The sequence below is a fragment of the Rubellimicrobium mesophilum DSM 19309 genome (assembly GCF_000600335.2).
Lineage (GTDB): Bacteria > Pseudomonadota > Alphaproteobacteria > Rhodobacterales > Rhodobacteraceae > Rubellimicrobium > Rubellimicrobium mesophilum.
In genome coordinates, this window is the sequence record NZ_KK088580.1 from 1 (window position 1) to 24,690 (window position 24,690).

22 protein-coding genes and 1 pseudogene are annotated in these 24,690 nt (G+C 68.8%); 13 read left to right on the forward strand and 10 right to left on the reverse strand.

What is annotated here, in order from left to right; translation table 11 throughout:
- Window positions 1–852 precede the first annotated feature (852 nt).
- A complete protein-coding gene (locus RUMESO_RS13550) occupies window positions 853–1,575 on the forward strand; it encodes a sulfotransferase family 2 domain-containing protein (RefSeq protein ID WP_082484051.1) in 723 nt (240 codons plus the stop codon).
- 985 nt (window positions 1,576–2,560) lie between these two features.
- Here RUMESO_RS13550 and RUMESO_RS13555 read toward each other — a convergent pair.
- Together RUMESO_RS13555 and RUMESO_RS13560 are read right to left on the reverse strand one after the other, a co-directional pair.
- Entirely contained in the window at window positions 2,561–3,628 is a 1,068-nt protein-coding gene (locus RUMESO_RS13555) for an alcohol dehydrogenase catalytic domain-containing protein (RefSeq protein WP_211262887.1), read from the reverse strand.
- A 34-nt stretch (window positions 3,629–3,662) separates the two neighbouring features.
- The gene (locus RUMESO_RS13560; protein WP_051521323.1) at window positions 3,663–4,868 is read right to left on the reverse strand and encodes an MFS transporter; all 1,206 of its coding nucleotides are present in this window, start codon (window positions 4,866–4,868) and stop codon (window positions 3,663–3,665) included.
- Between the two features lie 170 nt (window positions 4,869–5,038).
- On the opposite strand from RUMESO_RS13560, the gene RUMESO_RS13565 reads away from it, so the two are divergent.
- The 10 genes from RUMESO_RS13565 to RUMESO_RS13610 all read left to right on the forward strand — a co-directional run bounded on the left by RUMESO_RS13565 (window position 5,039) and on the right by RUMESO_RS13610 (window position 14,350).
- Window positions 5,039–5,929 (forward strand): LysR family transcriptional regulator, encoded by an 891-nt coding sequence (locus tag RUMESO_RS13565; protein ID WP_037281069.1) that lies wholly within the window; start codon window positions 5,039–5,041, stop codon window positions 5,927–5,929.
- Between the two features lie 276 nt (window positions 5,930–6,205).
- Window positions 6,206–6,862, forward strand: coding sequence for a FadR/GntR family transcriptional regulator (locus RUMESO_RS13570; RefSeq protein ID WP_245639281.1), 657 nt, complete (start codon window positions 6,206–6,208; stop codon window positions 6,860–6,862).
- The gene (locus RUMESO_RS13575; RefSeq protein WP_037281073.1) at window positions 6,859–8,010 is read left to right on the forward strand and encodes an aminotransferase class I/II-fold pyridoxal phosphate-dependent enzyme; all 1,152 of its coding nucleotides are present in this window, start codon (window positions 6,859–6,861) and stop codon (window positions 8,008–8,010) included. Before RUMESO_RS13570 ends, RUMESO_RS13575 begins: the two co-directional genes overlap by 4 nt.
- A gap of 50 nt (window positions 8,011–8,060) precedes the next feature.
- On the forward strand, window positions 8,061–9,332 hold the full coding sequence (locus RUMESO_RS13580) for an ABC transporter substrate-binding protein (protein WP_037281075.1): 1,272 nt from the start codon (window positions 8,061–8,063) through the stop codon (window positions 9,330–9,332).
- Between the two features lie 543 nt (window positions 9,333–9,875).
- The gene (locus RUMESO_RS27245) at window positions 9,876–10,262 is read left to right on the forward strand and encodes a carbohydrate ABC transporter permease (RefSeq protein WP_245639282.1); all 387 of its coding nucleotides are present in this window, start codon (window positions 9,876–9,878) and stop codon (window positions 10,260–10,262) included.
- Window positions 10,262–11,101, forward strand: coding sequence for a carbohydrate ABC transporter permease (locus RUMESO_RS13590; RefSeq protein ID WP_037281077.1), 840 nt, complete (start codon window positions 10,262–10,264; stop codon window positions 11,099–11,101). The genes RUMESO_RS27245 and RUMESO_RS13590 overlap by 1 nt, the downstream gene beginning before the upstream one ends.
- A 3-nt stretch (window positions 11,102–11,104) precedes the next feature.
- Window positions 11,105–12,154 (forward strand): ABC transporter ATP-binding protein, encoded by a 1,050-nt coding sequence (locus RUMESO_RS13595; protein WP_037281079.1) that lies wholly within the window; start codon window positions 11,105–11,107, stop codon window positions 12,152–12,154.
- Window positions 12,155–12,750: 596 nt separating this feature from the next.
- Window positions 12,751–12,930: a hypothetical protein gene (locus RUMESO_RS13600; RefSeq protein ID WP_037281081.1), complete on the forward strand. Its 180-nt coding sequence runs from the start codon at window positions 12,751–12,753 to the stop codon at window positions 12,928–12,930.
- Window positions 12,927–13,823: a hypothetical protein gene (locus RUMESO_RS13605; protein ID WP_037281083.1), complete on the forward strand. Its 897-nt coding sequence runs from the start codon at window positions 12,927–12,929 to the stop codon at window positions 13,821–13,823. Before RUMESO_RS13600 ends, RUMESO_RS13605 begins: the two co-directional genes overlap by 4 nt.
- A gap of 92 nt (window positions 13,824–13,915) precedes the next feature.
- The gene (locus RUMESO_RS13610) at window positions 13,916–14,350 is read left to right on the forward strand and encodes a hypothetical protein (RefSeq protein ID WP_037281085.1); all 435 of its coding nucleotides are present in this window, start codon (window positions 13,916–13,918) and stop codon (window positions 14,348–14,350) included.
- A gap of 190 nt (window positions 14,351–14,540) precedes the next feature.
- Here the strand turns inward: RUMESO_RS13610 and RUMESO_RS13615 are convergent, their stop codons facing one another.
- From RUMESO_RS13615 to RUMESO_RS13625, 3 genes are read right to left on the reverse strand one after another with little or no spacing between them, the layout of a single operon-like run.
- The gene (locus tag RUMESO_RS13615) at window positions 14,541–15,275 is read right to left on the reverse strand and encodes an amino acid ABC transporter ATP-binding protein (RefSeq protein WP_037281087.1); all 735 of its coding nucleotides are present in this window, start codon (window positions 15,273–15,275) and stop codon (window positions 14,541–14,543) included.
- Complete coding sequence (locus RUMESO_RS13620) at window positions 15,272–15,946, reverse strand: amino acid ABC transporter permease (protein ID WP_037281089.1); 675 nt, start codon at window positions 15,944–15,946, stop codon at window positions 15,272–15,274. The genes RUMESO_RS13615 and RUMESO_RS13620 overlap by 4 nt, the downstream gene beginning before the upstream one ends.
- A gap of 4 nt (window positions 15,947–15,950) precedes the next feature.
- Window positions 15,951–16,820 carry an amino acid ABC transporter substrate-binding protein gene (locus RUMESO_RS13625; protein ID WP_082484053.1) on the reverse strand — a complete coding sequence of 290 codons (870 nt, stop codon included), beginning with the start codon at window positions 16,818–16,820 and terminating at the stop codon, window positions 15,951–15,953.
- Window positions 16,821–17,057: 237 nt separating this feature from the next.
- On the opposite strand from RUMESO_RS13625, the gene RUMESO_RS13630 reads away from it, so the two are divergent.
- Window positions 17,058–17,579, forward strand: coding sequence for a L,D-transpeptidase family protein (locus RUMESO_RS13630; RefSeq protein ID WP_037281091.1), 522 nt, complete (start codon window positions 17,058–17,060; stop codon window positions 17,577–17,579).
- Window positions 17,580–17,641: 62 nt separating this feature from the next.
- Here RUMESO_RS13630 and RUMESO_RS13635 read toward each other — a convergent pair whose 3' ends face one another.
- Genes RUMESO_RS13635 through RUMESO_RS13645 form a run of 3 tightly spaced genes read right to left on the reverse strand, consistent with a single transcriptional unit; the run spans window position 17,642 to window position 20,756 of the window.
- Entirely contained in the window at window positions 17,642–19,192 is a 1,551-nt protein-coding gene (locus RUMESO_RS13635) for a DHA2 family efflux MFS transporter permease subunit (protein WP_051521325.1), read from the reverse strand.
- The gene (locus RUMESO_RS13640; protein ID WP_037281093.1) at window positions 19,189–20,304 is read right to left on the reverse strand and encodes an HlyD family secretion protein; all 1,116 of its coding nucleotides are present in this window, start codon (window positions 20,302–20,304) and stop codon (window positions 19,189–19,191) included. The genes RUMESO_RS13635 and RUMESO_RS13640 overlap by 4 nt, the downstream gene beginning before the upstream one ends.
- Window positions 20,301–20,756 (reverse strand): MarR family winged helix-turn-helix transcriptional regulator, encoded by a 456-nt coding sequence (locus RUMESO_RS13645; protein WP_037281095.1) that lies wholly within the window; start codon window positions 20,754–20,756, stop codon window positions 20,301–20,303. The genes RUMESO_RS13640 and RUMESO_RS13645 overlap by 4 nt, the downstream gene beginning before the upstream one ends.
- A 221-nt stretch (window positions 20,757–20,977) precedes the next feature.
- Here RUMESO_RS13645 and RUMESO_RS13650 point away from each other — a divergent pair, with 221 nt between their 5' ends.
- The gene (locus RUMESO_RS13650; protein WP_082484054.1) at window positions 20,978–22,324 is read left to right on the forward strand and encodes a multidrug effflux MFS transporter; all 1,347 of its coding nucleotides are present in this window, start codon (window positions 20,978–20,980) and stop codon (window positions 22,322–22,324) included.
- Window positions 22,325–22,496: 172 nt separating this feature from the next.
- On the opposite strand, the gene RUMESO_RS25780 is transcribed toward RUMESO_RS13650, so the two are convergent.
- Window positions 22,497–22,874 (reverse strand): Hpt domain-containing protein, encoded by a 378-nt coding sequence (locus RUMESO_RS25780; protein WP_051521326.1) that lies wholly within the window; start codon window positions 22,872–22,874, stop codon window positions 22,497–22,499.
- 197 nt (window positions 22,875–23,071) lie between these two features.
- Window positions 23,072–24,673 (reverse strand): annotated as a pseudogene (locus tag RUMESO_RS28550) (ATP-binding protein); the annotation flags it as partial.
- Between the last annotated feature and the right edge of the window lie 17 nt (window positions 24,674–24,690).

The window sequence follows — 24,690 nt, forward strand, 5'->3', positions numbered from 1 at the left end:
CCCGCCAGCCCCGTTGATCACCTCGATGCGACGCGGCACGCGCATCGGCCCAAGCGTAGGTTCAAGTCCAGACACGAAACGATCCCATATCAGAGACCGTCAGCCTCGCCCCTCACATGCCCAAACGAAAGGTGCGGTCCAGACACCGCTTACGTTCAAAGACTGGGATCTGCGCGCGGTTGCACCCTGGCTGACGATGTCCAGGGCCCGCTCAGAACCGGAGGCTTCATGTCTCGGAGATGGGTGACGCTCGGGCCGGCGGTGCCCGTGGTGGCCAACTCCGACGTCAGCACGCGCCAAGGCGTATGGAGGCGGACCCCGTGGCGGTGACTTCGACGCGAAGGCCGTCGGGGAGCGATACTTGATGCAGAACGGTCGCCAGCCGTTTTCTCGTGCGAGCCGGTGCCGCAAGATCCTGCGGCACAGCAGCTGCATCGCTCTTGTTGCATGATGCACAGGCATCAGGCCGCTTTGAAGGAACTTGTGTTTCGCTCGTCCGGGCGCACTGGATCTCGGCTCCAGATGGCGCATGACTTGCCGCCTCTCGGGCCAAAGCTACCATGGCAAACCGCCATAGCATCGAGACCGATGCCCTCGCGATGTGGTCCGATGTAACTTCGAAGCCTAAGCGCTTCGAATTGACGTGGCCGAACTAGGAAGGGACTCCGCCCACTTCATGTCCATCCTGGCCAGCAAGTCGCCCAGTCGGCGCAGAGATGTCGCTTTCATTAGAGCTCGGCGGCCGGTAAGCGCCCGGTCCGTCACCTTGATGACCGTGCGCGGCCGTGATAGCGTTCCAAAAAGGCGCCATAGGTTAGATGAACAGATTAAGGCCATGAAACCAGGAGTTGGATGGTGAATGTCCGTTATCGGAGGATCCTCAACGACCGATCGGCCAAAGCGAGCTATTTCCTCTGCAGGGCAGTGCGCCTGATAACGCCGGTGAAGGGGGCGGACCTCAGGGTTGAACGCTTCTCATATCCCCAAGGGAAACTTCTTGCTGCTCCAGTTCCCAAGGTGGCCAGTCGCACGATCAAGGAAACCTTTTCGACCCTGAACGCCGCGGGTGTGCAGTTCGAATCCGAATGTGAGCCGTCGGAGATTCGGTCCACCTTTCCGGACTACTTCGTGTTCTCGTTCGTCAGGAATCCGTGGGCACGAATACACTCGTGCTGGAAAGACAAAGTCGCCGACGCGGTGACTCTGGGGAAGATATCGATCCTGAGCAGGTTCGAGGGCCTGAGGCCATTCATGCCATTCGAGGAGTTCGTCGAGTGGCTGGACAGCGAGTATGGCCGGGACGAGATAGCGGATCGCCATTGGCTGTCTCAAGTCCGGCACCTGTCGGATAGCTCTGGTGCGGCGGTTTGCGACTTCGTTGGGCGCCTTGAAGAGTTCGAGCGGGGTCTCGCCGAGATTGAGAGACTTACCGGCATCAGCTTGCCTCGTGTCGAGGAAAGAAACACCAAGGGTAATCGGTCTGACTACCGCCAGGCATTCAATGAGAGATCGAGAAGAATCATCGAGCGGCGTTATGGGCAGGACATAGAGGCATTCGGCTATCAGTTCGCCTGACTAAGCTGCTGACTTCTGGTTCGCTTCAATCTGATAGAGTGGAAATCTGCTCTCCAAGAAAAATCGGCTTGGGACTGCGTCAACTCGTCAGCCTGTTCCAGCACAGAGGGTGCGAGCGGGCCGGAAGAAGTCGGTTGTGCTCTGGTCCTTTGGATGGGCGCATCCTGCGTTCTGCGTCATCGGGTTGTAGCGCAAGGAGCTAGATTCATGGTCCGCTCTGGCGCGGGGCGTTGAACTTCTACGAGGAATGACATTGCCGAGGACGCCGGCCTGCTTGCCACGCTGGGTGGCAAGCGGTCTGCTCCCTCTGGATCGCGCCCGCCGGCGCGGGTCTGAGCCGCCTTCGTTTCGGTGGGCGCCGTGATCGACACCACCGTCGCGATCTCCAGCACCCGCGGCCAAGTCCAAGGGTCCGGCGATTCGGCCTTCGGAAGGCGATCAACTTGACACGGGGCTGGCACGCTTCCCGAGGTGACCATCTGTTGGATGGCTGTAGGCGTCTGGGCAGGAGTTCTCCGATCTTGGTGATCTTGTGGTCAAGCGGGCGCGCCGGGGTTCAGGCCGAGCCAGGCCTGCGGATCGACGCCGTTTCGCTCTGGGTGTCGACGTTAGCGGCACGGTCGCACGCCTCGGAGCCCGCGAACAGGCTGTCCTACCGGCCGATCGAGCCTTCTGGTCCTACAGGCGCAGCAAGTGTGCCATGGTCGGGCGGGCTCGCAGAACAAGCACCCACGGTTTCAGGACATTGCGGCTGTCCAGGGCATCACGGCCGAACCGGACCCGCCTTGGCGCAGCCGTGCAACCTGGGGACTGAGCGTTGTCGGCTTGCGGACCAGCAGCACCGGGAGCGCTTGACCGTGCGACTCGCCAACAGGAGACATCCCCAAGTTGCACCGCCCGTAGCCTCGCGAGCGGAGCACCCTGGTATGTTGAGCGGGTGGACCGGGCGCGGCCTTGGTTGGCTTCAGGCCGCACTCGTCTCGCTTCACCGGAGTCCGGTTGCGAACGTCACCTGCCAGGTCACGGCTTGACCAGGACCTTGATGCTCTCGCGGTCGTTCATGGCGCGGTAGCCATCCGGAATGCCGTCGAGGCCGGTGACGCGGTCGAACACCCGGCCGGGCTCGATGCGGCCCTCCAGCACGTCCGGCAGCAAGTCCGCGATGTAGGCGCGCACCGGGGCGGGGCCCCCGCCCACGATGACGTTCTTGAAGAACGAGGGCTGCGCGAGCGGGATGGCGTCGTAGTGCGGCACGCCCACCCGACCTACGGCGCCGCCGGGGCGCGATGGCGATGGCGGTGTCGGTGGCTGCCCCGGTGCCCACGCATTCGAGGACCGAATGCGCCCCTTCGCCCCGGGTGAGCTCCATCACGCGGGCCACCGCCTCCTCGCCGCGCTCGCTCACCACGTCGGTCGCGCCGAACTCGCGGGCGAGCGCGATGCGGTCGGCGTGGCGGCCCAGCAGGATGATCCGCTCGGCCCCGAGGCGCTTGGCCGCGATGACGCCGCAGAGGCCCACCGCGCCGTCGCCGATGACCGCCGCGACCTTTCCGGGCGCCACGCGCGCCACCACGGCGGCGTGGTGCCCCGTGCCCATCACGTCCGAGAGCGTCAGCAGCGACGGCATCAGCGCGTCATCCTCGGCCACGTCCACCTTGTAGAGCGTGCCGTCCGCCTGCGGCACACGCAGCGCCTCGGCCTGGGCGCCGCCCGGGTCCGGTTGCCCGAAGAAGCCGCCGTTGGTGCAGGCCGTGTGCAGCCCCTCGCGGCAGAAGGCGCAGGTGCCGTCCGAGATGGCGAAGGGCATGATGACGACGTCGCCCTTCTTCAGCGTCCGCACCTCGGTCCCCACCGCCTCCACGACGCCCATGGCCTCGTGCCCCATCGGGCGGGGACCGCCGAAGTTGTCCTGGCCCGAGTAGCCCCAGAGGTCGGACCCGCAGATGCAGGCGCGGGCGACGCGGATCAGCGCGTCGGTGGGCTCGCGCAGGCCGGCGTCGGGGACGGTCTCGATGCGGACGTCGCCTTGGCCGTGCAGGATGGTGGCTCGCATGGGGTGTCTCCTTCCGATGGAATCGATGGGCGGCTCATGACGCGGGATGAAGCGCGCGCCCGGCGAGGAGCGCGGCGCCAGCGGCCAGCGCGAGGAGCGCGGCGCCGGCAAGAGCGGGGGCGACGGGGCCCTGGCCGTCGAGGGCCAAGCCTCCCGCCATGGCGCCGAACGTGATGGCGAGCTGGATCACGGCGACCATGAGGCCGCCCCCGGCTTCGGCGTCCCCCGGCAGGATGCGCGCCAGCCAGGTGCCCCAGGCCACCGGCGGCGCCGTGGCCACGAGGCCCCAGACGGCGAGAAGGACGGCGACGGCCCAGGTCGAGCTCTCCCAGAAGGCCAGGGCCGTCGCGGCCCCCGCCATGACCGCCGGCACCCCGACCAGCGACAGGACCAGGCCTGCGCGCAGGACCCGGCCCACGAGGAGGAGGCCCAGGAGGCCCGTCGCCCCGATCACCAGAAGCAGGAGCGAGAGCGTGGGAACATCCACCCCGGTCACCTGTTCCAGGAAAGGCCGGAGGTAGGTGGACAGCGCGAACTGCCCCATGAACACCAGCAGGATCGCGGTCATGCCGAGGGCGACCGCTCCGTTTCCGAGCAGCCGAAGGACGCTGCCGCCCGCTCCCGGCTGCCGCGCGGGGAGAGGTGGCAGGGCCAGGGCTTGCAAGGCCGCCGCGGCCAGGGCGAGGGGCACGACCGAGAAGAAGGCGCCGCGCCAGCCGATCAGGTCGCCCATGTAGCTGCCGAGCGGCGCCGCGACGGCCCCGGCCAGGGCCGTCCCGCCCTGATTGACCGCAAGGCCGAGAGGCACCAAAGCCATCGGCAGGAGCCGCATCAGGACGGCGGTGTTCAGCGACCAGAACCCGCCGATGGCGACGCCCAGGAGCGCACGTCCCGTCATCAGCACGAGGAAATCGGGCGCGAAGGCCACCACCGTGCCCGACACCGCCAGCAGCAGAGCCATGCCGATCAGGACGAGGCGCCGGTCGAGCCGTCCGATCAGCGCCGTGACGAGAAGGCTCGTGACCACCGCGAAGAGGCCCGAGATGGAGATGGCCTGCCCGGCCTGCCCTTCGGTGAGGCCGAGGTCCCGCGCGATGGGGGTGAGCAGGCTCACCGGCATGAACTCGGAGGCGATGAGGACGAACGAGCAGAGCGTCATGGCGACGACCGCACCCCAGGCGGGCCGGTCCTCCTCCGGTGCCGGAAAGCTGGTCAGGGTCTCGGGGTTGATCGCGGTCATGGGTCTGTCGTCCACCTCGATCTGGCGGCATCCGATGGCCGGCCGTGTTGCAGGACCTGACGGGCCCACCGGTCCCGGCGCGGCCCCCGTCAGTGATGCGGGAGATAGACCACCAGCGACCAAGCGATTAGTGGGCTGCCATCGCATGAGCCTATCGATCGGAGCCATGAATGCGGCGCGACGACCTGACCGACTTGAACGTCTTCGTGGCCGTGGCCGAGGAGCGCAGCTTCACCCGCGCCGCCGCCCGGCTCGGTCTGACGCAGTCCACCCTGAGCCATACGATCCGCAGCTTCGAGGAGCGGCTCGGCGTGCGGCTCCTCACGCGCACGACGCGCAGCGTGGCGCTCACCGAGGCAGGCGAACGGCTGCTCCGGGTCGCCCAACCTGGGATCGAGGCCATTGCCGCCGAGCTCACGGCCCTCGCCGAACTCCGCGACAAGCCGGCCGGGACCGTCCGGATCACCACCAGCAACCATGCCCACCAGACGATCCTCTGGCCTGCACTGAAGCGCCTGCTCCCTGGCTTTCCGGATATTCGAGTGGAAGTCGTCATCGAGCACCGCTTCACCGATGTCGTCGCCGAGCGGTTCGATGCCGGTATCCGGCTCGGCGAGGCGGTCGAGCGCGACATGATCGCGGTTCGCGTCGGCCCGGACCTGCGGTGGATCGTCGTGGGCTCGCCGGTCTACTTCGCGGATCGGCCGGCGCCGGCCGTGCCGCAGGATCTGACGATGCACCGCTGCATCAACTATCGCAACAGCACCTCGGGGGACCTTTACGCGTGGGAGTTCGAGAAGGAGGGCCGCGCTCTCAACGTCCGAGTGGAGGGGGCGCTCGTCTTCAATGACACCCTTCCAGCGATGGAGGCGGCCATGGAGGGCTTCGGCCTCGCCTATTTGCCCGAGGACGTGGCTGCTGCATCGCTACGGGATGGCCGTCTCGTCGCGGTGCTGGGCGACTGGTGTCCTTACTCTCCCGGCTATCATCTCTATTACCCGAGCCGCCGTCAGCCCACGCCGGCCTTCGCGCTCCTCGTCGACGCCCTGCGCTGGAGGTGAAGTGAGCGATCGCGGCGGGGTCGCGGGCGCGGCCGACGCGCGATCCGCCCTCCACGCCTGAACCGACATAAGCCTCCGCAGGATTCGCCCTCTAGGTTCCAAGGCGGGAGCGGGTGCGCTTCTTGGGAACGTGACGGGCCCATCCTTGTACTGCGCACTTTGTCCAACATAACCGTTGACCTTGTCGAACAAAGCGGGAGACTATGGCCAACCTTCGGAGCGAAGATGGACGGACCTGGTTCCCTTGTTCATGAGACCCACGCGAGCCGTGATGTGATGGGCGAACTGGTCGCCCTGGTGGTGGCTGAGGGCCTCAGGCCCGGGGATCGCCTGCCGCCCGAGATGGAGCTCGCCCAGCGTCTCGGCGTGAGCCGGCATAAGCTTCGGGAGGTCCTCACTGCCTGGACGCGGGTGGGAATCGTCAGCCGCAACAAGGGGGCAGGGACGGTGCTTGCTGCACCCATCACGGGGCGGACCCTGCATCTTCCTCTGGCCGTCACCGTGGAGGCCGAGAGCCTCCTGCGCACCTTGGCCGTCCGTCGCCCGCTGGAGATCGAGGCCGTGCGGCTCGCCGCCCGCGACTCCACGCCTGCCGCCCGCGACCGCATCGCCGCCCGGATGCTCGACCTGATGGCGCAGCACGAATCCGGCGCCGACTGGCGCGCCGCCGACCGGGCCTTCCACGCCGCCATCCACGACGCCACCGGCAACCCGCTCTTCGGGCAGCTCATCACCCAGCTCCAGCGGGCCTTCGACACGGTCTACGAGACCCCCTTCGGGATGCCGCACCTGGGCTCCGACACCATCCCGATGCACCGCGCCCTGGCCGAGGCCGTCGTGGCCGGGCAGGGGGAGGAGGCCGCCGCCCTGATGGCCCGCATCCTCGACGACACCGAAGCGGCCGCCCGCGCCGTCATGGAAGGACCAGAATGACCGGTCGCCCCTCCCTCGCCACCCGCCTCGCCAAGCCCTGGAGCGACGGCGCCGGCCCGATCACGCCGCCGATCCACCAGACCTCGCTCTTCGCCTTCGACGACTACGCGGCCTTCGAGGCGCGGATGATGGGCCAGTCGGCCGAGCCCCTCTACAGTCGTGTCCAGAACCCGACCGTCGCCGCCTTCGAGCAGATGATGGCGGACTTGGAGGGCGGCGAGGCCGCGGTCGCCTTCGCCAGCGGCATGGGCGCGATCTCGGCCACCGTTCTGGCGCTCGCGAAGCCCGGCGACCGCGTCGCCTGCGTGGAGCACGTCTACCCGGACAGCTACCGCCTCCTCGAACGGGTGCTGCGGCCCATGGGGGTCGAGGTCACCTATCACCCGCCCCAGGCCTTCGCCGAGGACCCCGACCTCCTCAAGGGCGTGACCCTGGCCTATCTCGAAAGCCCCACCTCCATGGTGATGGAGGTCATCGACCTCCCCCGCGCGGCCGAGAACGCGCGCCGCCATGGCGCCCTCACCGTCCTCGACAACTCCTGGGCCACGCCGCTCCACCAGCGCCCGCTGGAATCCGGCATCGACGTGGTCGTCCACTCGGCCTCCAAGTACATCTCCGGCCATTCCGATACCGTGGCGGGCGTGGTTGTAGCCTCCTCCCAGCTCATCGCCCGCCTGCGCGACCTGACCCTGCCGCTCCTCGGCGCCAAGCTCGCCCCCTTCGAGGCCTGGCTCCTCGTCCGCGGCCTCCGGACCCTTGTCCCCCGGATGCGGATGCACGAGGCCACCGCGAACCTCTTCGTGGACCGCCTCGCGGCCCTGCCGCAGGTCACGCGCGTCCGCTCGCCCGGCCCCAACTCCACGCCGGGCCTTTCGGGCCGCTCGGGCCTCCTCTCCATCGAGCTGGCCGAGGGCGTCGACATCCCCCGCCTCGCCGACGCCCTCCAGCACTTCCGGCTGGGCGTGAGCTGGGGCGGCTTCGAGAGCCTGATCGTCCCCGCCGCCATCACGCTGAGGCAGTCGGGCGAGAAGAACGCCGCGCAGCGCTTCGGCGTCTCGCCCCGCCTCGTCCGCCTTTCGCTGGGGCTCGAGGACGCCGAGGACCTCTGGGCCGATTTCGCCCAGGCGCTGGAGGCCGCCGCCACCTGAACCACCGGGCCCGCCAAGAGGCCGCACCACCAACCAAGGGAGACCACCGCATGACGATCCGCAACGCCCTTCTCACCAGCGCCACGCTCGCGCTTTTCGCCGGGGGCGCCTCCGCCGCCGACCTGACGCTCGTCGAGGTCATCACCTCGCCCGAGCGGACCGAGGTCCTCCAGGGCCTCGTCTCCGCCTGGGAGCAGGAGACCGGCAACACCGTCGAGATCGTGTCCCTGCCCTGGGGCCAGGCCTTCGAGACGCTGGCGACCATGGTCGCGGGCGGCGACATCCCCGACGTGGTCGAGATGCCCGAGCGCTGGATGGCCCAGTATTCCGCCGCGGGCCAGCTTACGGACCTCGGGCCCTACGTCGCCGAGTGGGAGAACGGCGCCACGCTGACCGAGCAGACGGTCCGCATGGGCAGCATGACCGCCGCCAACAAGCTGGAGATGATCCCCTACGGCTTCTATCTGCGGGCCATGTTCTACAACAAGGACCTGCTGGAGCAGGCCGGCGTCGCCGAGCCCCCGAAGACGATGGAGGAGTTCGTGGCCGCCGCCAACGCGGTGAGCCAGATCGAGGGCAAGTCCGGCTATTGCCTGCGCGGCGGCCCCGGCGGCACCAACGGCTGGATGATGTTCGCCGCCGCCATGAACGACAACCCCGAGTTCTTCGACGAGAACGGCCAGTCCACCATCAACCAGCCGGGCGCCGTCCAGGGGCTCCAGACGCTGATCGACCTCTATACCTCTGGGGCCGCGCCGCGCGACAGCATCAACTGGGGCTTCAACGAGATCGTCGCGGGCTTCTACTCGGGCACCTGCGCCTTCCTCGACCAGGACCCGGACGCGCTGATCGGCATCGCGGACCAGATGGACCCCGAGACCTTCGCCGTCATGCCGATGCCCGTAGGCCCCGGCGGCCGCGCCTTCCCGACCATCGGCTACGCCGGCTGGTCGATCTTCAACACCACCGAAAGCCCCGACGAGGCCTGGAGCCTCGTGGCGCATCTGTCGTCCCCTGAATCGAACGCCACCTGGGCCAAGCGCGTGGGCGTGATCCCGATCCACCAGGGCGCCGACCAGGACCCGTACTTCCACACGCCCCAGTTCGCCGGCTGGTTCGAGGAGCTGAACAACCCCGACACCTACATCCCGCTCTCCATGCCGTCCTACCTCGAGGGCTTCGGCTACTTCGCCGACCAGCTCTCCATCGAGACGGCGCAGCAGGCCCTCCTGGGCGAGATCACCGCGCAGCAGCTCGCCGACCAGTGGGCCGAGTACCTGACTGCCGAATACGCCAAGTACAAGGAGGCCGGGGGCCAGTGAGCGCCGCCCTGACCGAGGCCCCCGGGGGAACCCGGGGGCGCCTCAGCCGGGCCTATCTCGGGATGGTGGTGGAGCCCTGGCTCTACCTCCTCCCCTCGCTGCTCCTCATCGGCGGGGTGATGCTCCTGCCGCTCGCCATCGGCCTCCTCTACGCCTTCCAGGAGTTCAACCTGCTGCGCCCCGGCGCCGCGAAGTGGGTGGGCCTGTCCAACTTCCAAGACCTCTGGGCCGACCGGCAGTTCTGGCGCGCGCTTCGGAACACGCTGGTGTGGACGGGGGCGAGCGTCGCGCTGCAGTTCGCCGGGGGGCTGGGCCTCGCGCTCCTCCTCAACACCCGGTTCCACGGCAAGAAGCTGGTGCAGGCGCTGGTCTTCCTACCCTGGGCAGTGCCGACCTTCCTGACGGCGCTGACCTTCTCCTGGCTCCTCAACCCGGTGATCGGGCCGATCCCGTATTGGCTCTCCGGCCTCGGGGATCATCGACGAGCCCTACAACATCCTCGGCAACCCCGACACGGCGCTCTGGGGCCCGATCCTCGCCAACGTGTGGTACGGCGTCCCCTTCTTCGCGATCACGCTGCTCGCCGCCCTCTCCGCCATCCCGTCCGAGCTCTACGAGGCCGCCGAGATCGACGGCGCGTCGGCCCTCCAGAAGTTCACCAAGATCACGCTGCCCTTCCTCGCGCCCATGATCGTCATCACGGTGATGCTGCGGACCATCTGGATCGCGAACTTCGCGGACCTGATCTACGTCATGACCGGCGGCGGCCCCGCCAACTCCACGCAGATCCTGTCCTCCTACATCTTCACCACGGCCTTCAAGCGGCTCGACTTCGGCCACGCCTCGGCCATCGCCGTGGCCCTCCTTGGTCTCCTCATGGCCTATGCCGCGATCCTGCTCGCGGTGCGGTCGCGGCTGGTGCGCCGCTGATGGCCGCGCTGGGACGCCCCCATCCGGCGCTGGTCGCGGGGAAATACTTGGCTCTCGCGGCCTACGTCGCCTTCGCGCTCTTCCCGCTCTACTGGCTGGTGAAGATCGCGGTCACGCCCGACCGGCTCGTCTACTCCGAGGGGACGCGCTACTGGCCCTCGGCCGCCACCTGGGACAACTTCCGCGAGGTCCTGGGCTCGGACTTCCTGCGCTTCTTCGGCAACTCGGTGATCGTCTCTCTGAGCACCGCCGCCATCACGGCGGTGATCGCGGCGGGCGGCGGCTACGCCTTCTCGCGCTTCGACTTCCGGGGCAAGCGGCTGGTCTCGGCGCTCCTGCTGCTGACGCAGATGTTCCCGCTCCTCATCATCATCGCGCCGATCTACCGGATCGTGGCGGCGCTCGGGCTCCTCAACACGCTGCCTTCCCTCATCGTCACCTACACCGCCTTCAATATCCCCTTCGCGCTCTTCCTGATGCAGAGCTTCTTCGACGGCATCCCCAAGGACCTAGAAGAGGCCGCGATGATCGACGGCTGCAGGCGGATGCAGGCGCTGAGGAAGGTGATCCTGCCCCTGACGCTCCCCGGCCTCGGCGCGACGCTCGGCTTCGTCTTCACCGCCGCGTGGTCCGAGATCCTCTTCGCCCTCATGCTGATCCGCAAGGAGGAGCACATGACCTTCCCCGTGGGCCTCCTCAACTTCGTCTCCAAGTTCTCGGTGGACTGGGGGCAGATGATGGCGGCGGGCGTCCTCGCGCTCGTGCCCTCCTGCCTCTTCTTCGCCTTCATCCAACGCTACCTCGTCCAGGGCCTCACCTCGGGCGCGGTGAAGGGCTGATCCATGGCAGGCATCGAACTTTCCGGCATCGCCAAGTCCTACGGAGGCACCGAGGTCCTGCGCGACGTGGACCTCGCGGTCGGGGAGGGCGAGTTCGTCGTCCTCGTCGGCCCCTCGGGCTGCGGCAAGTCTACCCTCCTGCGCATGATCGCGGGGCTGGAGCCCATCTCGGCGGGCGAGCTCAGGATCGGCGGGCGGCGCATGAACGAGGTCCCCCCGCGCGGGCGCGACATCGCCATGGTGTTCCAGAGCTACGCGCTCTACCCACACATGACCGTGGCGCGGAACATGGGCTTCCCCATGGAGATCGCCCACCGCCCCAAGGCCGAGCGCGCCGGCCCCGTCGCCCGCGCCGCCGAGGTGCTGGGCCTCCAGAAGCTCCTCGACCGCTACCCCCGCGCGCTGTCCGGCGGGCAGCGCCAGCGCGTCGCCATGGGCCGCGCCATCGTCCGCCAGCCGCAGGCCTTCCTCTTCGACGAGCCCTTGTCGAACCTCGACGCCGCCCTGCGCGTCGAGATGCGGCTGGAGATCGCGCGCCTCCACCACCGCATCGGCGCCACCACCGTCTACGTCACCCACGACCAGGTCGAGGCGATGACCCTCGCCGACCGCATCGTGGTGATGAACGCGGGCCGCATCCAGCAGGTCGGCACGCCGATGGACCTCTACGACCGTCCGGCGAACCGCTTCGTCGCGGGCTTCATCGGCTCGCCCACCATGAACATGGTCGAGGGGACGCCAGTCCCGGACGGCCTCCGCCTCGCCGACGGCACGGTCTGGCCCGCCCCGCCCGGAGCCCGCGCCCTCGGCATCCGGCCCGAGCACCTGCACGTCAGCCCCGACGGCACCGGCCTGCGGGCCGAGGTCCAGCTCATCGAGCGCCTGGGCTCGGACACCAACCTCTTCTGCGAGGCGCCCGGCGTCGGGCCTCTCCTCGCCCGCGTGCACGGCGACGTGAACGTGGCCCTGGGCTCCACGGTGGTCCTGACCCCGGACCTCGCCCGCCTCCACCCCTTCGACGCCGAGGGCCGCCGCGTGGTGCAGATCCGGTAGGGGCCGCGACGTCAGGGATTTGCCTGGCTCCTCCGTGACCCCTCGGAAGACAGGCGCTGGAACAGGGATGAGTCCGACCTCTCCCTTGCCAACCATGGCGACACGCTCTTGCGGTTGCCAGGATGTCGCTAAGGCACGAAGGCCGGGCGGGCTGTCCTCCACCCGCAACCGGCGCCGTCCGGCCAGCCCCAGGGGACGCGCCTCGACGAGGTGCGGTAAGGCACATCCCGCTGCGATGGCCGGCGGCAGGCGGACCGCGCTGAGCGAATAGTCCGACCACAAAAGCCTTGGGAGCCTGTCCGAGCGACCGTCGCCCGACAGTTCAGCTTTGTCGAAACGGTTCCCGCCGCTGCAGTGGCTGACGTCGTGCGGTCTCGATGGGTGACCTCCCGGCCCGATATCGTGGCCACCTTCTGGAGAGTGGACCCGCACCTTGTGCCCTGAGGCCCGGGGCGCCATCCGGCCTGCCCCGAAGCTGCCCCGTGCCGATCATCGTCTGGCCACAACGAATCGCTTCGTGCGGGATGGCATCCCTCGACGCTCGTGGCCCGCTTCGCATCCACGAGAGCCCAGCATAGCACCAGGAGTTGTGACCAGTGACGATCAGCCGCGACAATGCCTTCCGCCTCTATGTCATGACGGCCTTCGTCGTCATCTCGGCCGCGATCGTGGCCACGAGCATCACGGCGGCGGGGGGACACCTGATCTACACCCTGGATGATCCCTACATACACCTGTCCGTCTCCGAGAGCATTCTTCGGGGGGCTACGGGGTGAATTTCCCCGAGTATTCCTCGCCCTCGTCCTCGATCGTTTTCCCGTTCCTTCTGTCTCTCCTCATGGCGACCGGCATCTCCGATCAAGGCCCCCTGCTGATCGGTCTGTCGTCCTGCCTCGTCGCCATCTGGTTCGCGTGCCCCATCCTCCTGCGACGCGGGCTGGCCCTGGACGGCCTGAACTCCCTCCCAAGCCTCCTGCTGACCCCGCTCGCTGTCCTCCTCCTCGCGAATGCCTTCGCGCTGCCGATGATGGGCATGGAGCACCCGCTGCACATCCTGGCCGTGACCCTCGTAGCCTCCGGGCTGATCGCCCTGTCGGAGGGCGAGGCCGCGCGCAAGAGGCTGATCCTGGGCGTCCTCCTCGGCGCCGCGACTCGCTTCGAGGGGATCGCGCTCGGCCTGGCGGTGGTGGGCATCCTCTTCTCCGCTGGTCGCCCGCGCCTGGCATGGTCGATCCTCGCCCTGCTGGCCCTGGGCTTGGGAAGCTATGGCCTATGCATGGCCCGCCTGGGTCTTCCTCTGCTGCCGAGCTCGATCCTCGCCAAATCCTCTGTCTCCACCGAGGCGATGGGACACGATCCGGCTGGCATCATAGGGAGCCTCCTCAACAACACCTCCGTCTCACTCGAGAACCGGTGGGGAATCCTCTCCGCCGTCCTCGCCCTGTTCCTGCTGCCATTCGCGGCCGAGAAGTCGCCTCGATCCTACCTCGCGAAGGCGACGGTCGCGGCGCTGGCCGCGCACGTGGTGGCTGGCGGCTTTGGAGCGTGGGGTCCTTTCCCGTTCGGACGCTATGAGGTCTACGGAGTGGTCCTCCTAGTCCTCGCGGGGTTCACCTACTTCGCGCCCGACTGGCGGCCCTGCCCGTTGGCGCCCGCTTCCCGGTGCTGACCCTGGCCCTCCTGGCCCTGGGAGCCCCTTACGCTTCCATGACGGCCATCACGCCCGCGGCGAGCCGGAACATCTATTAGCAGCAATTCCAGATGCACCGCTTCGCGACCGAATACTTCCCCCGAGCGGTGGCGGTGAACGACCTGGGCTGGGTCTCGTATCGGAACGACAACTACGTCCTCGACCTTTGGGGGCTGGGCTCGGAGGAAGCGAGGGAGGCCATGCGGTCCGACTCTCTCACGTCCGAGTTCGTGCGCGAGGTCGCCGTGCGTCACGGGGTGACCTACGCCATGATCTACAAGGACGTGTTCAGGGGCTCGATTCCCGGCGAATGGTGCGAGATCGCCGAGTTGCGGACCAGCAAGGTCACGGCCTTCGAGGGCGAGGTGGCGTTCTACCTTCTGCGGCCCGAGGAGGAAACGGCGATGAGGAGGGCGCTGGCGTCGTTCGAAGAGTCGTTGCCCGAGGGCAGTTCTCTCGGAACCTTCGACTGTGACGGCGATGATGGTGGTCGGCAGACCTCCTAGAGAAGGCTTGAGCGGGTCTTTCGCTTCAAGGGGCCTTCAAGGGGCGCCGCGTAAGCGGCACCGGGGACTCGCACGGGCCCGGGGACGCAGGACGCAGGAGACCCGCGCCTCGGGGGCCGCCCCCGGCACCGAGTCTAGAGCGTCGTCCCTGCCGAGGACATGCACGGCCGACGACTCCGCAGGTTCAGGATCACCTGACCCGCCGTAGGAACGCCTGCGTCCGAGGGTCGCGCGGATTGTCGAAGAGCTCGGCCGGCGGCCCTTGCTCGACGATGCGGCCGCCTTCCATGAAGATCACTCGATCAGCGATCTCGCGGGCGAACTGCATCTCGTGCGTCACGATCAGCATGGTCTGGTGCGCTTCCGCGATCCTCCGCATGAGGTCGAGGACCTCGCCCACCCATTCAGGGTCGAGCGCCGAGGTGGGCTCGTCGAAGAGGATGAGCTCGGCGTCGAGCGCCAGCGCCCGGCCGATCCCCACCCGCTGCTGCTGCCCGCCCGAGAGCGAGGCCGGATAGGCCTCGGCCCGGTCGAGGAGGCCGATGTCGCCCAGGATCGCCTCGGCCCGGGCATCGGCCGCGGCCTTGGAGAGGCCTTTCACCGTGACCAGCGCCTCGGTGATGTTGCCCCGTGCCGTCCGGTTCGCGAAGAGCGCGTAGTTCTGGAACACGAAGGCCGTCCTCCGCCGGACCGCCAGGATCTGCGCCCGCGTGGCCCTGGCCACGTCGACCGCCAGGTCGCCGATCCGCAGCGTCCCCGCGTCCGCCCGGTCGAGGAAGTTGATGCAGCGGAGCAGCGTGGACTTGCCGGTCCCCGAGGGGCCGATGACCACGATCCGCTCGCCCCGTTCGATCGCCAGGTCGATGCCGTTCAGCACGGGCGCGCCGCCGCCGAACCGCTTCACGAGGCCGCGCACCTCGATCATCGCGCGATGGCTCGGCTCATGCGGACCTCCAGGCGGCGCTGGAGCACCGACAGCAGCTCCACGACGATCCAATAGATGATCGCCACGAGGAGGTAGGCCTCGAAGTAGCGGAAGCTGCTCGCCGCCTCCTTCTGCGCGGCCCCCATCATCTCGGTGACGCCCAGCGTGAAGGCAAGCGAGGTGCTCTTGATCATGTCGATGAAGTAGTTGAGCAGCGTGGGCGCGGCCACCCGCGCGGCCTGCGGCAGGATGATCCGCCGCATCGCCTGGACCTGCGTCATGCCCACGGCCTGCGTCGCCTCCCACTGGCTGCGGTCCACGCCGAGTATCGCCGCGCGGATGCTCTCGGCCATGTAGGCCGAGAAGTGCAGCGTGAGTCCCGCGACCGCCGCCTGGATGCCGTTGATCGCCGTGAAGGCGGGGACGATCTGCGGCAGTCCGTAGTAGAACAGGAAGAGCTGCACGAGGAGCGGCGTGCCCCGGAAGAAGCTCACGAAGCCCTGCACGAGCTGGTCGAGCAGGGGCACGCGCAGCACCCGCACCATGGCCAGGATCACGGCCAGGACCAGTGCCATCACCATCGCTCCGACCGCCATCCCAAGCGTCAGCGGCAGGTAGCGCAGGAGGACGGGCACGAGACCCAGCATGTAGTCCAGGTCAAGTGCCTTCATGATGTCACTCGGCCGGGGCCGCTTCGGTCGCTTCCGCGCCGGCCTGCGTTTCAGCGGCCCTCGCCCCGACCTCCGCCGGCTCGCCCTGGGTGGTGCCGTCGTCCGTCGCGCCGGACGAGCCCGTCACGTCGAGCCCGAGCCACTTCTCGGAGATCTGGCTCAGCGTCCCGTTCTCCTTGAGCGTGGTGATCGCGGCGTCGACCTCGTCCCGAAGCGCGACGCCTTCCTCGTCGTTGCGGAAGGGAAGGGCGTTCCGGATCTCGCTGAAGGGCTCCCCGGCGAGTCTCAGGGGCAGGCCGCTCTCCTTGATCGTCGTCGCCGAGGACACCCGGTCCATCACGAAGGCGTCCACCCGGCCCAGCGCGGTGTCCTGCTCGAGGTTGCTCTCGTAGGTACGGATGTCGATCTGGTCAGCATAGGGCAGCTCGCGCAGGAGCTGCTCGAAGTTCGAGCCGAGGTTCACGGCGACCGAATGGCCCTTCAGGTCCTCGACGCCGTTGATCTCCGTGTTGTCGGCGGCGGTGACCACCTGCGCGCCGTCGATCACGTAGGGCTGCGTGAAGACGAAGGTCTGCTCGCGCTCGGGCGTGATGGTGATCTGGTTGGCCACCGTGTCGATGCGGCCCGACTGGAGCGCGCCGATCAGGCCCGAGAAGGACATCGTCACGAACTCGATGGGCCGACCGATCTCTTGGCCCACGGCGTTCATGAAATCGACCTCGAAGCCCTGGAGCTGGTCCTGCTCCACGAAGGTGAACGGAAAGTAGCCCCCCGACATGCCGACCCGGATGGGCTCCTGGCCTGCGGCCTCCTGGGCCAGGGCGCCCGTTCCGACGAGAAGGCCGAGGACGATGGGACCGACGAGCTTTCGCATGAGTTCCTCCTGCGCTGTTGGTCCTCGAAATGGTCGCGCGACGGGCGAGGGCAAGTCCGGCCCTCGCCACCGGTCGGTTCGGGACGGGCAGGAATCGTCATAGGGCCATGCTCCGCGCCACGTCGCGTGGCCGGAACAGCACGCCGGGCCTCCCGCCTCCGCTCGGTCCCTCGCGACTCGGGTCCTGGAGCGCTAGGGTACCGCTCAACGGCGCAAGACCGGGCACAGGCATCAGCGATGATCTCCAGACGAATCCTCCTGGCGGGGGGAGCGGCCCTGACCGGCCTGTCCGCCTGCGGCATGACCCCGACGACCTCCAAGCTGCGGACCGGGCAGCATCCCCAGGTCACCAGCCTTGTGGTCCAGAAGTCCAAGCGACGCCTCCTGCTGCTGGACCGCGGCGCCGAGATCGCGTCCTTCGGCATCGCGCTCGGCCGAAATCCGGTCGGCCCCAAGGAGCGGGAAGGCGACGGCCGGACGCCCGAGGGGTCCTATTACATCACCCGGCTCAATCCGAACTCCCATTACCACTTGGCGCTCGGCATCTCCTACCCGAGCACGCTCGACGTGGCGCATGCTCGGGCTCGTGGGGTCTCGCCGGGTGGCGACATCTTCATCCACGGCCAGCCCGAGGGGGTCACTGGCGCCCAGCGCATCCAGGGCGACTGGACGGCAGGCTGCATCGCCGTCTCAAACCAGGAGATCGAGCGCATCTACGCCTTGGTCCAGCCGGGGACACCTATCCTGATCCAGGCCTGAGAGCGACGGCCTCGCCAAGTCCTCCGGGTCCGCAGGGCCGATCGAGAGCCCGCACGCCGGGCTCAGTCGGCCACGGCGGCGGGCCCGGCATGGGCCGCGCCCCCGGCCGCCTTGGGCTTGCGGAGCAGCAGCACGATGGGCAGGGCGGCCAGCGTCAGGAGCAGCATCAGCAGGAAGTTGTCGATGTAGGCGATCATCGCCGCCTGCTGGGTCACCAGGCCGTCCACGCGCGCGGCCACGGTGGGCGAGGCCGTCAGGAGCTGCGGCATCTGCAGCCGGACCTGCGGCGCGGCGGCGGTCAGGCGCGAGGCCAGCTCCTCGTGGTTGACCGTCATCATCCTCGACAGGACCGAGGTCACGATCGAGATGCCGACGCCCGAGCCCACGTTTCGCACCAAGCTGAAGAAACTGGTCGCGTCGCCTCGAAACTGCGGGGCGATGGTCGCGAAGGTAAGCGTCGAGAGGGGAACGAAGACGAAGCCGAGCCCGAAGCCCTGGACCACGCCCGACAGGATGATGGGCCGGCTGTCCATCTGGACGTCGAAGCCCGACATGAGCCAGAGCGACCAGGCGGTCACAAGGATGCCAATGCAGACGAGGAGCCGCGCGTCGAATCGCGCGACGAGCCGCCCCACGAGGATCATCGAGATCATCGTTCCCACACCGCGCGGCGCCATCACGAGGCCGGTCTGCACCACCGGATAGCCCAGGAGGTTCTGCAGGAGCGGCGGCAGCAGAGCGAGGCCCGAAAAGAGCGTCATCCCGATGATGAAGATGAAGACCAAGCCCATCGAGAAGTTGCGGTCCCGGAACATGGCGAGGCTCACGAACGGGTTCCGCGCGGTCCAGCAATGGACCACGAAGACCCACATCCCGCTGATCGCGAGGCCCAGGTAGAGCCAGATCTCCAGCGAGCTGAACCAGCCCGCCGCCTGCCCTCGGTCGAGGAGGAGCTGGAGCGAGCCCACGGCCAGCGCCAGCATGGCGAAGCCGAAGACGTCGAAGCGCCGCTCCTTGGTCGCGCTCTGGGGCAGGAACACGAGGATGCCGGCCAGGGCGATGATGCCGAGCGGCAGGTTGATGAGGAAGACGTAGCGCCAGTTGAACGACTCGGTCAGCCAGCCGCCCAGCGTCGGGCCGATGATCGGGCCGACCATGATGCCCGCGCCGTAGATCGCCATGGCCTGCCCGATCCGCTCGCGCGGGTTGATGTCGAGGAGGACGGTCTGCGCCAGCGGCACCACCATGGCGCCGCAGATGCCCTGCAGCACGCGGAAGAGCACCATCTCCTCCAGGCTCGTGGCGATCCCGCAGAGAAGCGAGGCCACGGTGAAGCCCACGATGGCCCCCAGGAAGACCGTGCGGCGGCCGATGCGGTCCGTCAGCCAGCCGGTGAGCGGCGTCGCGATGGCCGAGGCCACGATGTAGGAGGTCAGGACCCAGGTGATCTCCTCCTGCGACGCCCCGAGGCTCGCCGCCATGTGGGGCAGGGCGACGTTGGCGATCGTGGTGTCGAGCACCTGCATCACTGTCGCGAGCATGATCGAGGCGGTGAGCCAGCCCGGCGCCGCCACCTCGACGGCCGGTTTCGACAGGCCTGGGCCGTGGCTCATCGCAGGTTGTCCAGGCGCGTGTGGCCGGAATCGACCGAGACATGGGCGCTCATGCCGCCGCGGAGCGGATGGTCGGGATCCGCCTCGACGCTGATGCGCACGGGCAAGCGCTGCACGACCTTGACCCAGTTGCCGGTCGCGTTCTGCGCCGGGATCAGCGAGAACTGCGAGCCGGTCGCGGAGCCGAGGCTCTCGACCGTGCCATGGAGCGGGGCGTCGGGATAGGCGTCCACCTCCACCTCGACGGGCTGGCCGACACGAAGGTCGGCGAGCTGGGTCTCCTTGAAGTTGGCCTCGATCCAGGTGTCGCCGGTCTCCACGACGCTGGCCACCTGGGTGCCAGGGGCGACATACTGGCCGGGGTTCAGGCTGTCCACCTGCGCCACGAGGCCCGGCACGGGGGCCTGGACGAGCGTCTTCGCCAGATCGCGCGCCGCCGCCTCGCGCGCGGCCAGCGCGGCCTGGACGGCGGGCACCTCGTCCGTGGCGATCCCGGGGTCGCCCCCCAGCGCCGCCGCAGCCGCGCTCAGCGCCTCCTGGGCCAGCGTCACTTCGTTCTCGGCCGAGCGGGCCGCCAGGGTGGCCTCGTCCAGCGCCGCCGAGGAGGCGGCGCCTTGGTTGGCGAGGGATTCCTGCCGCTCAAGCTCCCGTTGCCGGACCTCCTCGATCGCCTGAGCGGCCCCGAGCCGCGCCTGGGCGGTGCTGTAGGCCGAGCGGAGCTGCGCCACGGAAAGGCGCGCCTGCGCGAGGGCGGCGTCGGCCTCTTCAAGGGCGATGCGGTAAGGCTCGGGATCCAAGCGGAACATGGCCTGGCCGGCCTCCACCTGCTGGTTCTCGGCCACGTCCACCTCGACGATGCGGCCCGCCACGTCCGACGAGACCGGCACGAGCGGCTGCTGGACATAGGCGTTGTCCGTCGTGACGTAGCGCCCGCCGGTCAGCCAGGCGTAGCCGCCCCCCGCCGCGAGGAGGACCGGAACGCTGAACATCAGCACGCGGCGGCGCCAGCGCGAGGGTTTGCGGGCCTCGTCGGGCTGCGGGGCGCTGGCCGGGGCGTCCGGGGAGGGTTGGGCCGAGGGAACGGCCTCGATGCGTTTGGGTGCCGCGCTCATGCGACCTTGTCCTTCCTGGTCTTGGTGTCCTCGAGGTTCGACGCGATCCGCGTCAGAGCCCGGTCCATGGCTGCCCGATCGGCCTCCTCAATGCCGTCGAGCGCCCTCTCGTAGACCTCGGCGGCGACGTCGCGCATCTTCTCGACCAATCCTCGCGCCTCGATGGTGATCCGAACGATCTTGGCCCGGCTGTCCGAGGGATCGACCTCGCGTGCGACGAGGCCCGCAGCCTCCAGCCTCTCCACGACGTCGCTGATGGTCATGGGGCTGGATTCGAGCCGCGCCCCCAGCACGGTCTGCGTCAGCCCATCCTCGCGCGAGAGGTGCCCGAGCACGCGCCACTGCAGGAGCGTCAGCCCATGGGGCCGGGCAACGCGCTCGAACTCCCTCTTCAGCAGGTGGGAGACGTTGTGGATCAGGAGGCCGAGGCTCTGCACGGGGACGATTCTCATGGGCGGGCTGATAATACGGACCCATATAATAAAGCTTCGTATCTTGACAAGAGGCTTCCCGTCTGCGACGCGTCACGCCGCCCGAGGGGGTGCGGCGGAACCCGAAGGGTGCGGCCGGGCGTTCAGCGAATGCCCCGGTCCGGCCCCGTCCGACCGCCGCCCCCACGAGCCCCAGACATCAGACCCCGTCGCTTTCCCGACCGCCGCTCATTGGATTGCCCATGACCAGACCCTTGGACCGGGCGCTTTCGCGCCATGAATTCGTCGCGCTGATCGCCGCGATCATGTCCCTCAACGCCCTCGCCATCGATGTGATGCTGCCGGCGCTGCCCAACATGGGCGATGCCCTGGGCATCGCGGACGAGAACCACCGCCAGTTCGTCGTCTCGGTCTACATGCTGGGCTTCGGGATCGGGCAGCTCCTCGTCGGGCCGCTGTCCGACCGCTTCGGCCGCCGCGCGCCGCTCCTCGTCGGGATCGGCACCTATGTGGCGGCCGTTCTCGCGGCGGCCTTCGCGCCGACGTTCGGGCTCCTCCTTGCCTTGCGATTCGTCCAAGGGCTCGGAGCCAGCGCGACCCGCGTCGTCGCGACGGCCGTGGTGCGTGACCGCTTCTCGGGACGGGCCATGGCCGAGGTCATGTCCCTCGTCTTCATGGTCTTCATGGTGATCCCGGTCGTCGCCCCGAGCGTCGGACAGGTCCTGCTCCTCGTGAGCCCCTGGCACAGCATCTTCGTCTTCATGGGGCTGCTGGCGGCGGCCTTCGGACTCTGGTCCTACCTGCGCCTGCCCGAGACGCTGGAGCCCGAGCGGCGGCGTGGCCTGTCCGCCGGAGCCATCCTGGGGGGCTTCCGCCTCGTGGTCGGGAACCGGCTGGCCTTCTGGTATGCGATGGCCGGGACCTGCCTCTTCGGAGCGCTGTTCGGCTTCATCAGCACCGCGCAGCAGATCTACGTAGATATCTATGGCCTGGGCGTCTGGTTCCCGGCCGCCTTCGCCTTCGTGGCGGGGCTCATGGCGGTGTCGTCCTTCCTGAACTCGCGCATCGTGCGTCGCTTCGGGATGCGGCGGATCTCGCATTTCGCGCTGCTGGTCTTCACCGGGCTGGCCGGCGCACTGCTCCTCCTGAGCCTGACTCTCTCGGGGCACCCGCCGCTCTGGGTCTTCCTGGGCCTCCTGTCGGGCATCATGTTCATCTTCGGTTGGGCCGCGTCCAACATGAACTCCCTGTCGCTGCAGCCTCTCGGAGAGGTCGCCGGCACGGCCTCGTCGGTCTTCGGCTTCATCCAGACGCTGGGCGGCGCATTCCTCGGCGGCTTCGTGGGGCAGCAGTTCAACGGCACCGTGGTTCCCACGGCGGCAGGCTACTTCGTGCTCGGCGCCCTCGCCCTTGCCTGCGTGCTGGTGGCGGAGCGGGGCCGGCTGTTCGGCGTGAGCCCCGAGGAGAGCCTCGCCTCCACCCGGATGCCCCGACCCGGACCGACCCCAGAGCCCCGGGAGGTCGCCGGCGCGGTCGGCTTCGCCGCCGCCCGTGTCCAGGGCGTGGCGCTGCAGGACCGGCGCCGCTGACCGCGTCGGGGGAGGGCGGGCCCGGCCGGAGGTCGAGGTCCCCCCGTCGTCGGCCGATCCCGTTCCTGATGCGGACGCGCCTGCGCCGGACAGGTCCCGGGATCGCTCCTCGGCCTTCCGGCCGCCGGGCTGACCTCCGCCCTCCAGCCCACTCCGGAAGCTCCCGCGCAGGTTAGGCCGCCACCGGGCCAGAGGCCGCCCGAAGCAGGGTCCGGGCGGCCTCGATGCCGGCGCCGACCTCGGCGCAGACCTCTCGCACCTCCGAAGCCGGAATCGGTCCGGCGCCCCGAAGGTCCTGGAGGCGTTGCGCCACCCCGGCCAGTCCGAGCGTGGCCGCCGCGCCCTTGAGGCTGTGCAGCAGCCGATCGACCCGTCCTGCATCGCCAGCTTCGCCCGCGGCCTCGATCCCGACGGGCAAGCGGTCGGCCTCGGCCCCGAGGTCATTGAGCAGGGCGAGTACCGTCTCCGTGTCGAGCGTGCGCGCCAAGGTGGCCAGCAGGCCGGCATCGAGGCCCTCCGCGATCCCGGGACGCGGGACCGAGCGCCGCACGGGCCCGGCCGCTCCTGCCTCGTCGGCCCATCCGGCGCAGGGGGCGACTCCTCCCGATGCCATCGTCGGGCCATCGGACCGGAGATCCGATCGACCCCCGTCAAGGTCCGGTCCCCCCGGAGGCCCGCCTCGTCCAGCACCCTGGCGAGCTTCTCCAGCGTCACCGGCTTCGCCAGGAAGTCGTCCATGCCGGCCCGCAGGCATTCCGTCCGATCGCTCATGAAGGCGTTGCCCGTGAGGCCCACGATGCGCACGTCTTGGCCGCTCCGACGGATCTCCCGCGTGGCCTCGATGCCGCTCATCACCGGCATCTGGACATCCATGAGGATGAGATCGAAGCGTTCCCTCGCGACGCGCTCGACTCCCTCGGCCCCGTTGCGGGCCAATTCCACGCCAAGACCCAGAAGACCCAGCAACCCCTCGGCCACGGCGCAGTTGATCGGATTGTCCTCCACCAGAAGGACGCGGCCCCGATAGATGGCCTGTCCATCGGCTTCGGCCTTCCCGCGCTCGGTCGCCCGCCCTTCGCAGGGCCGCGCCTCGGTCACCGGCAGCTCGAACCAGAAGGTGCTTCCGTAGCCCAAGGCGCTGCGGACTCCGACACGTCCGCCGAGGCCCTCGGCGATCCGCCGGCAGATGGCGAGGCCGAGCCCTGTCCCGCCATAGCTGCGGGAGGCCGAGCCGTCGATCTGGCTGAACTCGCGGAACAGCATCGGCATGGCCTCCTCGGCGATGCCGATCCCGGTGTCGGTGATCTCGACCCGGAGGCGGTCCGGCGCGCAGAGCCAGCCTGTCACCATGACCGAGCCCTGCGCCGTGAACTTCACGGCGTTCCCTGTCAGGTTGACCAGGAGCTGCCGCAGCCGCGCGGGGTCCGTCCCTACCTCGATCGGCGGGAGGTCGATCCGCAGGGCCACGCGGCTCGCGTCCACGCGGGGCGCCAGCATCGCGCAGAGGGCGTCCGCGACCTCGGGCAGAGAGACGCGATGGGTCTCGAACTCCACCTTGCCCGACTCGAGCTTGGAGAAGTCGAGGACGTCGGTGATGACCTCGAGCAGATGATAGCCCGACTGACGCACCATGGAGAGGAAGCGCCCCTGGTCGGGCGTCATCGCCGTTCGGGCCAGGAGCTCCGAGGCGCCGATGATGCCGTTCAGGGGTGTCCTGATCTCGTGGCTCATGGTGGCGAGGAAGGTGGATTTCGCCCGGCTCGCCGCCCGGGCCCGCAAGGCGACGGCGCGGTTGCGCTCGCTCAGGAGGGCGAGCTTGCGGCCCACACGGGCGACCAGGCGCATCTGGACCACGAGAAGGACGATGATCCCGGCGAACCCCACGACAAGGGCGGCGACGTTCACGCCCAGCATGGTCTCGAGTCGTCGCACCTGTTCGCGGGCATTGACCCGCGCGGCGCCCAGCGCCGAGTCGGTGACCAGCACCAGCGCATCGGTGCTCTCCATCACGGCCTCGACCCGCGCCTTCAGGGCGATGAGATCGCCCCTCGGCAACTCCGACGGGGAGGTGGGCAGCGCGTCCACCGTGTCGGCCAGGGCCAGGATCTCGCTTCCGGCCTGCGTCGCGTGGTGGCTGACGTCCTGCGCGGTGTCGAACTTGATCGCGAAGTTGCCTTCGTTCAGGAGCGCGGCGCGACTGTAGAGGATGTCGTAGGCCTCCACGACCGAAGGCAGGTCGGCGGGGTTGCCGGACAGGAGAACCTCGTCGATGACCGCCCGCAGGCTGGCCGCCTGCCGGTCGGTCTGGAAGGCGGCCCACATGGCATCCTCGCGGATGCTGTCCTGCATCGACCGTCGGCTTTCGT

Coding starts and splice junctions, on each gene's coding strand:
- RUMESO_RS13550 (WP_082484051.1), top strand. CDS start 853: ATGGTGAATGTCCGTTATCGGAGGATCCTCAACGACCGATCGGCCAAA.
- RUMESO_RS13555 (WP_211262887.1), bottom strand. CDS start 3,628: ATGCGAGCCACCATCCTGCACGGCCAAGGCGACGTCCGCATCGAGACC.
- RUMESO_RS13560 (WP_051521323.1), bottom strand. CDS start 4,868: ATGACCGCGATCAACCCCGAGACCCTGACCAGCTTTCCGGCACCGGAG.
- RUMESO_RS13565 (WP_037281069.1), top strand. CDS start 5,039: ATGCGGCGCGACGACCTGACCGACTTGAACGTCTTCGTGGCCGTGGCC.
- RUMESO_RS13570 (WP_245639281.1), top strand. CDS start 6,206: ATGGGCGAACTGGTCGCCCTGGTGGTGGCTGAGGGCCTCAGGCCCGGG.
- RUMESO_RS13575 (WP_037281073.1), top strand. CDS start 6,859: ATGACCGGTCGCCCCTCCCTCGCCACCCGCCTCGCCAAGCCCTGGAGC.
- RUMESO_RS13580 (WP_037281075.1), top strand. CDS start 8,061: ATGACGATCCGCAACGCCCTTCTCACCAGCGCCACGCTCGCGCTTTTC.
- RUMESO_RS13590 (WP_037281077.1), top strand. CDS start 10,262: ATGGCCGCGCTGGGACGCCCCCATCCGGCGCTGGTCGCGGGGAAATAC.
- RUMESO_RS13595 (WP_037281079.1), top strand. CDS start 11,105: ATGGCAGGCATCGAACTTTCCGGCATCGCCAAGTCCTACGGAGGCACC.
- RUMESO_RS13610 (WP_037281085.1), top strand. CDS start 13,916: ATGCACCGCTTCGCGACCGAATACTTCCCCCGAGCGGTGGCGGTGAAC.
- RUMESO_RS13615 (WP_037281087.1), bottom strand. CDS start 15,275: ATGATCGAGGTGCGCGGCCTCGTGAAGCGGTTCGGCGGCGGCGCGCCC.
- RUMESO_RS13620 (WP_037281089.1), bottom strand. CDS start 15,946: ATGAAGGCACTTGACCTGGACTACATGCTGGGTCTCGTGCCCGTCCTC.
- RUMESO_RS13625 (WP_082484053.1), bottom strand. CDS start 16,820: ATGCGAAAGCTCGTCGGTCCCATCGTCCTCGGCCTTCTCGTCGGAACG.
- RUMESO_RS13630 (WP_037281091.1), top strand. CDS start 17,058: ATGATCTCCAGACGAATCCTCCTGGCGGGGGGAGCGGCCCTGACCGGC.
- RUMESO_RS13635 (WP_051521325.1), bottom strand. CDS start 19,192: ATGAGCCACGGCCCAGGCCTGTCGAAACCGGCCGTCGAGGTGGCGGCG.
- RUMESO_RS13640 (WP_037281093.1), bottom strand. CDS start 20,304: ATGAGCGCGGCACCCAAACGCATCGAGGCCGTTCCCTCGGCCCAACCC.
- RUMESO_RS13645 (WP_037281095.1), bottom strand. CDS start 20,756: ATGAGAATCGTCCCCGTGCAGAGCCTCGGCCTCCTGATCCACAACGTC.
- RUMESO_RS13650 (WP_082484054.1), top strand. CDS start 20,978: ATGACCAGACCCTTGGACCGGGCGCTTTCGCGCCATGAATTCGTCGCG.